The organism is Stenotrophomonas sp. 278 (genome assembly GCF_003935715.1).
Taxonomy (GTDB): Bacteria; Pseudomonadota; Gammaproteobacteria; order Xanthomonadales; family Xanthomonadaceae; genus Stenotrophomonas; species Stenotrophomonas maltophilia_AH.
In genome coordinates this window covers 1-8,489 of sequence record NZ_RHPP01000161.1, presented here as the reverse complement: position 1 = coordinate 8,489, position 8,489 = coordinate 1, and the positions used below count along the sequence as shown (strand labels likewise).

Here is an 8,489-nt window from a genome sequence, read left to right as displayed (position 1 = left end):
GGCCGGACGCGGGGCATCGCCGGACCTGCCGGCAGGACGCGCGCCCTGCGGCTTGCCACCGGGACGGCTGTCGCGGCGGGGGTCAGGTTTGCGCTCGGGTTTGCGTTCGGGCTGCGGCGCGGCTTTGAAGCCCAGGCCCAGCAGCTGGTCGCGGAGGGTATCGCTCATGATGTCGGGTCGATCAGTAGTGCGGGGGCGGCGGTTCTTCGCCCGGATCGGAATACAGCGCGTTTCGGACCTTGCCCAGGTCTTCCAGCAGCAGTTTGGTGAGTTCGGCGTTGCGATTGCCCTCGATCCGGGCATCGGCGAGCGCTTCGCTCAGTTCAGCCAGCGCCTGTTCCTGGAAGGACACGCGCATTTCCAGCTCGATCAGGCGCGCTTCCAGTGCCTGCTCGCGGTCGGTAGGGACGGACTCATGCATGCAGCGAACGCCCCCGGCCGATACCGTAGTAGGCCACACCCGCCGCTTCGATTTCCTGCGGGTCGTACAGATTGCGGCCATCGAAGACCACCGCATCCTTCAGCTTTTCGCGCAGCAGGGCGAAATCCGGGCTGCGGAACTGCTTCCATTCGGTCACCACCACCAGTGCATCGGCCCCTTCCAGGGCCTCGTTGGCACTGTCGCAGAAGACCAGGTCAGCGCGTTCGCCAAAGATGCGCTGCGCTTCATGGGTGGCTTCCGGGTCATAGGCGCGGACCGTGGCCCCACCTTCCCACAACTGGGCCAGCAGGCGGCGGCTGGAGGCTTCGCGCATGTCATCGGTGTTGGGCTTGAACGCCAGGCCCCACACGGCGAACGTGCGGCCACGCACGCCTTCGTCCTCGCCACGGTCGTAATGGCGCTGGATGAGTTCGAACAGATGCCCCTTCTGGGCGTGGTTGACCGCTTCCACCGCGTTGAGCAGCTTGGGCTCATGCCCGTACTGCTGCGCGGTCCGGGCCAGCGCCTGCACATCCTTGGGGAAGCATGAGCCGCCGTAACCGGCACCAGGATAGATGAAGTGCCAGCCGATGCGCGGGTCCGAGCCGATTCCCTGGCGGACCTGCTCGACGTCGGCTCCGACGCGCTCGGCGATGTTGGCGATTTCATTCATGAACGAAATCTTGGTCGCCAGCATCGCATTGGCCGCGTACTTGGTCAGTTCGGCCGAACGCACATCCATTTCCACCACGCGGTCGTGGTTGCGGTTGAACGGCGCATACAGGCGGCGCATCAGCGCCACCGATTCGGGATTGGACGCGCCCACCACGATGCGGTCCGGCCGCATGCAGTCGGCGACCGCGTCGCCCTCCTTCAGGAATTCCGGGTTGGACACCACGTCGAACGCGATATCCGCTCCACGGGCGGCCAGCACCTCGGCGATGGCCGCGCGCACCTTGTCGGCCGTGCCTACCGGCACGGTCGACTTGTTGACCACCACGGTCGGCACCTGCATGTACTGGCCGATGGTGCGAGCCACCGCCAGCACGTACTGCAGGTCGGCACTGCCATCCTCATCCGGCGGCGTGCCGACGGCGATGAAGACCACCTGGCCATGCGCGATGGCAGACGCGGCGTCCGTGGTGAAGGCCAGCCGCGAAGCGGCATGGTTGGCCTTGACCATGGGCTCCAGGCCCGGCTCGTAGATCGGGATGATGCCCTGGTTGAGGCCGTCCACCTTGGCCTGGTCGATGTCGACGCAGACCACCTGGTGGCCGACATCGGCAAGGCAGGTGCCCGTGACCAGCCCGACGTAGCCGGTACCGAAAATCGCGACGCGCATGTCCGTGATGGCTCCGTTCCTTACGGCAGGACGCTGAGCAGCTCGACGTCGAAGGTCAGCGCCGCATTCGGCCCGATCGGGCCACCCTGCGTGCCGGCTTCGCCGTAGGCCAGCTCACCCGGGATCCAGAAGCGGTACTTGGAGCCGACCTGCATCAGCGCCACGCCTTCGGTCCAGCCCTTGATCACCTGGTCCAGGCCGAACTCGGCCGGAGTGCCGCGCTGGTAGCTGCTGTCGAACACGGTGCCGTCGAGCAGCTTGCCTTCATAATTCACGCGGACCTTGCTGGTCGGCATCGGACGCTCTCCCGAACCCGCGCGCAGGATCTGGTACTGCAGGCCCGACGCGGTGGTGACCACGCCCGGCACGGTCTTGTTCTTGGCCAGGAAGGCGTTGCCTTCGGCGCGGTTGGTACCGGCCTGGGCAGCAGCCTTGGCCTGCATTTCGGCCTTCTTGGCGGCCATGAAACCTTCCAGGGTCGACTTGGCCTGGTCGGCCGTCATCTTCGGGGTGCCCTTGCTGAAGCTGGTGGACAGCGCATCGAACAGCGCGGTCAGCTCCAGGTCGTCCTTCAGCGCGGCCAGCGACGGGCCGACGGCATAGCTGCCCAGCATCAGGCCGACCTTCTCGCGGTCCACCTTGGGAGCCTGCGTGCCCGGGGCCTGGCCCTGAATGGGCTGACCGGCCTTGACGGCCATCGCCATGCGCAGCGCCTGGTCGGTCTTCTGGGCTTCTTCCTGGCTGATCAGCGGCTGCTTGCCGGCAAAGGCGTTTTCAACGCCACGACGCAGGGCGGCCAGATCGATCTCGTCGGCGATCGGGGCGAACGAATTGGCCACATCCAGGCCGATGGCGTAGCTGAGCTTTTCTTTCTGGGAGGTCAAAACAGAGGTCTCCTTGGCGGCCGGGGCGGCAGCCGGTTGTTGCGACATCGCGGCACCGGAGGTACCCATCGCCAGAATCAGAACCGACGCCGCGGCGCCACGCATTCCCATCTTCATTTGCTGCATTCCTGGAAGTGACTGGGCGCCGACGTCGGCGCGAAAAGATGCATTGTCGCACGCACGTGCGAGATGTCGAGAAAATCAGCGCTTGCCGGGCGTGACCGACAGCTCATGTTCGATCGCCTTGACCAGTGCTGCATCATCCGGCTTCACCTTGCTGGGAAACTGCGCGACCACGCGACCGTCTCTTGACACCAGATATTTGTGGAAGTTCCAGCCCGGGGCCACGCCGGTCGCAGCCGTCAGCCGCTGGTACAACGGGGTGGCGTTGTCACCGGTCACCTCGACCTTCTGGAACATCGGGAACTTCACGCCGTAGGTCAGCGTGCAGAATTCCTGGATCTGCTCCTCGCTGCCCGGTTCCTGGCCCTTGAAGTCGTTCGACGGGAAGCCCAGTACCGAGAAGCCACGCGCGGCATATTTCCTCTGCAGCGCCTCCAGGCCCTCGTACTGCGGGGTGAAACCACACTTGCTGGCGGTATTGACGACCAGCAGGACCTTGCCGCCGTACTGCTTCTGCAGGTTCACCTCGCTTTTGCCCGCCAGCGGGCGGTAGCTGAGGTCCAGCAGGCCAGCCGCCTGGGTCGCGCCGCTCAGCAGCAGGCCCGACAGCAGCACGGCGACGGTCCAGCGGCGGACACGGGACGGGGACGGCACGGGGTGGCACGGACGCATCGGGAAACTCCGGACTAGGGGCGCTGCGGACTATACCACCGGGGGTTTTCGCGCCCTGTCGGTACACGTCCCTGAATGCACGCAGAGCAAGAACCGGCAGATACCGACACTATAACCTGATATTTTTCAACTAGTTGAGTTGCACATTCAGGTTCTGTCACCCCCCTGCCATCAGTTGGGGCGTGTCGCAACTTGCACTCCAGCGTATCGGTGTTATAGTTGCATACAACACCAGTCACCTGATGCAGGGGAAGCTCATGAACCGCATGCGCCACCACTCCGCCAAAGCCCTCACGGCCGCGTCCGCGCTGCTGCTGATCGGCTGGTTCAGCATCCCCGCCGGTGACCGTGACGGCTCGGCCGCCACCGGTGCGTTTGAAGGCCCGCAGGACGCCGAGGTCATCCAGGCAGGGAACGCCAACGGCGCCCCCACGCCTCCCCGCCGGCTGCACAGCTCCCTGTCCATGCCTTACTTCTCATTCGCACAGTCGCTGAACCCACGGAGCTGACTCATGAGCGATATTCAATGGAGCGATGGCGCTCCGATCTACCGTCAGCTGAAGGAGCGTGTCATCGCGATGATGCTCGACAGCATCATCAAACCCGGCGATGCCCTGCCCTCGGTCCGTCAGGTCGCCGCCGAGTACCAGCTCAACCCCATCACCGTTTCGCGCGCTTACCAGGAACTGGCCGACGAAGGCCTGGTAGAGAAGCGCCGCGGCCTGGGCATGTTCATGACCGAAGAAGCGGCCACCCAGCTGCGCAGCAGCGAACGTGACCGTTTCCTCAATGAAGAATGGCCGCTGGTCCTGGAGCGCATCCAGCGCCTGGGCCTGCACCTCGACGATCTGCTGCCCAAAGGGACTTCCTCATGAATGCCGTTGCATCCGACGCCGTCATCACCGGCCAGGGCCTCCGCAAGGCCTATAAACAGACTGTGGCGCTGGATACGCCCAGCCTTTCCATCGCCCCCGGCCGCATCACCGGCCTGATCGGTCCCAACGGGGCCGGCAAGACCACCCTGCTCAAGGCCCTGCTTGGCCTGACCACGGTCGAAGGCGAGCTGCGCGTGCTGGGACTGGACCCGGCCGTGCAGCGCAACGCACTGATGAACGACGTGTGCTTCATCGCGGATGTGGCGGTGCTGCCACGCTGGATGAAGGTACGCGAAGCGATCGACTTCGTTGCCGGTACCCACCCGCGCTTCGACCGCGCGCGTTGCGAGCGCTTCCTGTCCACCACCAAGCTGCAGCCGCGCCAGCGCGTGCGTGAACTGTCCAAGGGCATGATCGTGCAGCTGCACCTGGCCCTGGTGATGGCCATCGACGCCAAGGTGCTGGTCCTTGACGAACCGACCCTGGGCCTGGACATCCTGTACCGCAAGGAGTTCTACCAGCGGCTGCTGGAAGACTACTTCGACGAACAGAAGACCATCATCGTCACCACCCACCAGGTGGAAGAAATCGAGCACATCCTGACCGACGTGATGTTCATCCGCGACGGCCGCATCGTGCTGACCGCCGACATGGAAGACATCGGCGAGCGCTACACCGAGGTGCTGGTCTCGGCCGAAACCGCCGACGCCGCGCGCGCGCTGCAGCCCATCGACGAACGCCAGCTGCCGTTCGGCAAGACCGTGATGCTGTTCGACGGCGTCCCGCGCAACCAGATCACCCCCCTCGGCGAAGTCCGCAGCCCCGGCCTGGCGGACCTGTTCGTGGCCATCATGAAGGGAACCTACGCATGAACACCGTCCACCACCCGATCAGCAAGGCGAGCACCTTCGGCTGGCTGCTCAAGCGCGAGTACTGGGAAAACCGCGGCGGCTTCCTGTGGGCTCCGCTGATCGCCGGCGCGATCTCGCTGGTAATGAGCCTCATCGGCATCCTGCTGGGGCTGTGGGGCCTCAGCCGCGCGGCCCGCGGCGGCAACCTGCACATCGACAATGAAAACATCAACATCAACGGCCTGGACCTGAAGCTGCTGACCCAGCGGATGGACGCCCAGGGCATGGCCGACCTCGGCAATGCGCTGGACTTCACCCTGCTGCTCGGCTCGCTGTGGCCGTTCGTGGTGCTGGCCTTCGTTACCTTCTTCTACTGCCTGGGTGCGCTCTACGACGATCGCCGCGACCGCAGCATCCTGTTCTGGAAGTCGCTGCCGCTGTCGGACACCCAGACCGTGCTGTCCAAGCTGATCAGCGCGCTGGTGGTCGCCCCGGTGATCGCGGTGATCGCCTCGATCCTGACCATGTTCGGTTTCATGTTGATTCTGTCCTGCGTGGCGCTGGCCTACGGTGGCAATCCGATGACCCTGATCTGGGGTCCGGCCAGTCCGCTGTCGCTGGTCGCCAGCCACCTGTCACGTTTGCCGGTTTACCTGCTGTGGGGCCTGCCCACCGCCGGCTGGCTGCTGATGTGCTCGGCCTGGGCCAAATCCAAGCCGTTCCTGTGGGGCGTGATGCTGCCGATCTTCGCCGGCATCATCGTCGCCACCACCAAGGTCATGCAGCTGTTCGACCTGACCACCGGCTGGTTCTGGCAGCACATCGTGGGCCGCCTGCTGCTGGGAACGCTGCCGGGCAGCGACGTGTTCTACCGCATGGACCAGCTGCGCGCGATCGTCGGCGACCGCGACAACCTGGTCAGCGCGCTGGCCCCGATGAACCAGCTGGCGGCACTGAAGCTGCCGGAACTCTGGATCGGCGCGGCCTTCGGCGTACTGTTCATCATCATCGCGATCCGCCTGCGCCGCCGCGCCGGCGAAATCTGACCCTTCACTGCCACGAGGAACCTGCTCATGATCCGCACGTTCGCTGTTGCTTCCCTGCTGTTGCTGCCCCTTGCTGCCCTGGCCGACGAACCGCAGTGCCAGCACAGCGAGCCACGCGCGCTCAAACTGGACGTGGCCGGTGCCAAGGCCGTGGTGTTCCAGGTCAACCAGCATGATCTGGTGCTGCAGGCAGGCCCTGGCACCGCTGAACTCAGTGGTCGCGCCTGTGCTTCACGCGCCGAGCTGCTGCAGGACCTGACGGTTACCCAGAGCCGGGAGGGCGGCAAGCTGATCGTCAAGCTGCAGCGCGCCAACCAGGGCGTCGGCTCGATTCTGAGCGGCAACCAGTACGCCTACCTGGACCTGCGTGGCACCGTTCCGGACAACGTGCTGGTGCAGCTGAACGTGGGCTCCGGCGACGTCAGCGTGACCGGCGCGCATTCGCTGAGTGCCGACGTGGGCTCGGGTGACGTGGATCTTCGCGGCATCAAGGGACCGGTGACCGCAGCGATCGGCTCAGGCGACGTGGAACTGGACGGCGCGGGCTCGCTGAACCTGCTGTCGGTGGGGTCAGGCGACTTCACGGCCCGCAATGTCGGTGGCGCGGCCAAGGTCGGCAATGTCGGCTCGGGCGACGTGAAGCTGCACGACGTGGCCGGCAACGTGGACATCGGCACGGTCGGCTCCGGTGACATCGACCTGCAGCGGATCAAGGGCAGCGTCACCCTCGGCGGTATCGGCTCGGGTGATTTCGAGGCGCGCCAGGTCGGCGGTAGCGTCAAGGTCGAACGCCACGGGTCGGGCGATGTCACGGTGCGCGATGTGGGCGGTGATCTCACCGTGGGCAGCAGCGGCAGTGGCGACGTGAACCACAGCAACGTGCGCGGGCGCGTGCAGCTGCCGCGCGGCAAGTAGAGCGGGGCTTGCCCCGCTGCACCCATCACGCACACCAGCGGGGCAAGCCCCGCTCTACCAGGGATCACCACTATGAAGACCCGGCTTTTTCTGCCTTCGCTCCTGCTGTGCCTGCCACTGGCCGCCTGCGGCAATGGCGACGTGAATACGACCGCCAGCAAGGCGGCGGCCGAGACTGAATCCATCGGCAAGAAGGTGCAGGATGCGACCGACAAGGCCCGCGACAAGCTTGCCAAGGGCAACATCAACATCTCTGACGAGCAGAACAACAAGGCCGAGATCACGCCGGAAGGCGACCTCCTGATCAACGGCAAGGCGGTCACCATCGACGCACAGCAGCGTGCGCTGCTGCTCGACTACCGCAGGCAGGTGGAAAAGCTGGCCGGTGCCGGCATGGACATCGGCGTGGCCGGTGCCCAGCTGGGCGTCCAGGCGGCCGGCGAGGCGCTGCGTGGCGTGTTCTCGGGCAACACGGAGGGCATCGAGGCCAAGGTCAACGCCGAGGCGGAGAAGATCAAAGCGCAGGCCCAGACGTTGTGCAAGCTGCTGCCGGACATGATGGCCAAGCAGCAGGCGCTGGCCGCGGCGCTGCCGGCGTTCAAGCCCTACGCGACGATGGACCAGAGCGACATCGACGACTGCCACGCCTGAGCGGGCGCTGCGACGATCGGTCGCAGGGGCGGCATCGCACCGGGGGGAGGACTAGAATGGTCCTCCCCTTTTTGTTGCCGCGCCCGCCATGAAGAAGCTCTGCCTGCTGCTGTTTGCCCTGTTCTGCGTGGTCGCCACCGGCTGCGACCAGGAATACCGCAACCACCGCGCCGAGCGCAGCAAGCCGAAGATCACGGTGAGCGACGGCATGGTCACGGTGCGCCGCGCGCCGGCCCCGAACATCATCGTGCTGCCGAACGGCCACATGAAGGTGGACGAGATCGAGATTCCGCTGGATGAAAGCCAGCAGGCCCTGCTGCAGAACATGTTCGGCCAGCTGCAGGTGCTGCGCCAGAACACGCTGGTGGACGCCCCGCACGACCCGGACATGCGCGCGGTGAAGATCCAGGTTCCGCCGGGCATGCAACCCATTCCCGCCGACCTGACCACCCGCATCCCCGAGTTCAAGGGCTACACCGAGACCTTCGACAACCTGATGGCGGATCGTCGCTGAGGATTCCTCACCTGCCTCACTTCGCCGCGATTACCTGATTTCCGTAGAGCCACGCCCTGCGTGGCTGCTGCTGGATTCAGGCGAACAGCCGGTGGTCACCGGTTCCCGTGTTTGGGCGTGCCGGGGTGGGTTTGCGGGACACGCCGTGAATCCATCCATGGAGGCTACTCGGACGCCATCCATGGCGCCGAGTGT

At 65.5% G+C, this 8,489-nt stretch carries 11 protein-coding genes and 1 pseudogene; 7 read left to right on the top strand and 5 right to left on the bottom strand.

Annotated features, from left to right (window positions below; genetic code table 11):
• The 5 genes and pseudogenes from EGJ34_RS22785 to EGJ34_RS18940 all read right to left on the bottom strand — a co-directional run.
• Positions 1–168 (bottom strand): annotated as a pseudogene (locus tag EGJ34_RS22785) (DUF2058 domain-containing protein); the annotation flags it as partial.
• Between the two features lie 13 nt (positions 169–181).
• The gene (locus EGJ34_RS18955) at positions 182–421 is read right to left on the bottom strand and encodes a SlyX family protein (protein WP_125362011.1); all 240 of its coding nucleotides are present in this window, start codon (positions 419–421) and stop codon (positions 182–184) included.
• Positions 414–1,763: a UDP-glucose/GDP-mannose dehydrogenase family protein gene (locus tag EGJ34_RS18950; RefSeq protein ID WP_125362010.1), complete on the bottom strand. Its 1,350-nt coding sequence runs from the start codon at positions 1,761–1,763 to the stop codon at positions 414–416. The genes EGJ34_RS18955 and EGJ34_RS18950 overlap by 8 nt, the downstream gene beginning before the upstream one ends.
• A 20-nt stretch (positions 1,764–1,783) precedes the next feature.
• The gene (locus tag EGJ34_RS18945) at positions 1,784–2,764 is read right to left on the bottom strand and encodes an FKBP-type peptidyl-prolyl cis-trans isomerase (protein ID WP_125362009.1); all 981 of its coding nucleotides are present in this window, start codon (positions 2,762–2,764) and stop codon (positions 1,784–1,786) included.
• 84 nt (positions 2,765–2,848) lie between these two features.
• Positions 2,849–3,442, bottom strand: a complete 594-nt coding sequence (locus tag EGJ34_RS18940) for a glutathione peroxidase (protein ID WP_125362008.1) — start codon at positions 3,440–3,442, stop codon at positions 2,849–2,851.
• A 257-nt stretch (positions 3,443–3,699) separates the two neighbouring features.
• Here EGJ34_RS18940 and EGJ34_RS18935 point away from each other — a divergent pair, with 257 nt between their 5' ends.
• From EGJ34_RS18935 to EGJ34_RS18905, 7 genes are all read left to right on the top strand, one after another.
• Positions 3,700–3,951: a hypothetical protein gene (locus EGJ34_RS18935; protein ID WP_125362007.1), complete on the top strand. Its 252-nt coding sequence runs from the start codon at positions 3,700–3,702 to the stop codon at positions 3,949–3,951.
• 3 nt (positions 3,952–3,954) lie between these two features.
• Positions 3,955–4,317, top strand: coding sequence for a GntR family transcriptional regulator (locus EGJ34_RS18930; protein ID WP_125362006.1), 363 nt, complete (start codon positions 3,955–3,957; stop codon positions 4,315–4,317).
• A complete protein-coding gene (locus EGJ34_RS18925; RefSeq protein ID WP_125362005.1) occupies positions 4,314–5,189 on the top strand; it encodes an ABC transporter ATP-binding protein in 876 nt (291 codons plus the stop codon). The genes EGJ34_RS18930 and EGJ34_RS18925 overlap by 4 nt, the downstream gene beginning before the upstream one ends.
• Positions 5,186–6,214, top strand: coding sequence for an ABC-2 transporter permease (locus EGJ34_RS18920; RefSeq protein WP_125362004.1), 1,029 nt, complete (start codon positions 5,186–5,188; stop codon positions 6,212–6,214). The genes EGJ34_RS18925 and EGJ34_RS18920 overlap by 4 nt, the downstream gene beginning before the upstream one ends.
• 27 nt (positions 6,215–6,241) lie before the next feature.
• The gene (locus EGJ34_RS18915) at positions 6,242–7,129 is read left to right on the top strand and encodes a DUF2807 domain-containing protein (protein WP_125362003.1); all 888 of its coding nucleotides are present in this window, start codon (positions 6,242–6,244) and stop codon (positions 7,127–7,129) included.
• 72 nt (positions 7,130–7,201) lie between these two features.
• On the top strand, positions 7,202–7,780 hold the full coding sequence (locus tag EGJ34_RS18910; protein WP_125362002.1) for a DUF2884 family protein: 579 nt from the start codon (positions 7,202–7,204) through the stop codon (positions 7,778–7,780).
• An 88-nt stretch (positions 7,781–7,868) separates the two neighbouring features.
• A complete protein-coding gene (locus EGJ34_RS18905) occupies positions 7,869–8,294 on the top strand; it encodes a hypothetical protein (protein WP_125362001.1) in 426 nt (141 codons plus the stop codon).
• Positions 8,295–8,489: the final 195 nt, after the last annotated feature.

Coding starts and splice junctions, on each gene's coding strand:
- EGJ34_RS18935 (WP_125362007.1), top strand. CDS start 3,700: ATGAACCGCATGCGCCACCACTCCGCCAAAGCCCTCACGGCCGCGTCC.
- EGJ34_RS18915 (WP_125362003.1), top strand. CDS start 6,242: ATGATCCGCACGTTCGCTGTTGCTTCCCTGCTGTTGCTGCCCCTTGCT.
- EGJ34_RS18950 (WP_125362010.1), bottom strand. CDS start 1,763: ATGCGCGTCGCGATTTTCGGTACCGGCTACGTCGGGCTGGTCACGGGC.
- EGJ34_RS18905 (WP_125362001.1), top strand. CDS start 7,869: ATGAAGAAGCTCTGCCTGCTGCTGTTTGCCCTGTTCTGCGTGGTCGCC.
- EGJ34_RS18920 (WP_125362004.1), top strand. CDS start 5,186: ATGAACACCGTCCACCACCCGATCAGCAAGGCGAGCACCTTCGGCTGG.
- EGJ34_RS18910 (WP_125362002.1), top strand. CDS start 7,202: ATGAAGACCCGGCTTTTTCTGCCTTCGCTCCTGCTGTGCCTGCCACTG.
- EGJ34_RS18940 (WP_125362008.1), bottom strand. CDS start 3,442: ATGCGTCCGTGCCACCCCGTGCCGTCCCCGTCCCGTGTCCGCCGCTGG.
- EGJ34_RS18945 (WP_125362009.1), bottom strand. CDS start 2,764: ATGAAGATGGGAATGCGTGGCGCCGCGGCGTCGGTTCTGATTCTGGCG.
- EGJ34_RS18925 (WP_125362005.1), top strand. CDS start 4,314: ATGAATGCCGTTGCATCCGACGCCGTCATCACCGGCCAGGGCCTCCGC.
- EGJ34_RS18955 (WP_125362011.1), bottom strand. CDS start 421: ATGCATGAGTCCGTCCCTACCGACCGCGAGCAGGCACTGGAAGCGCGC.
- EGJ34_RS18930 (WP_125362006.1), top strand. CDS start 3,955: ATGAGCGATATTCAATGGAGCGATGGCGCTCCGATCTACCGTCAGCTG.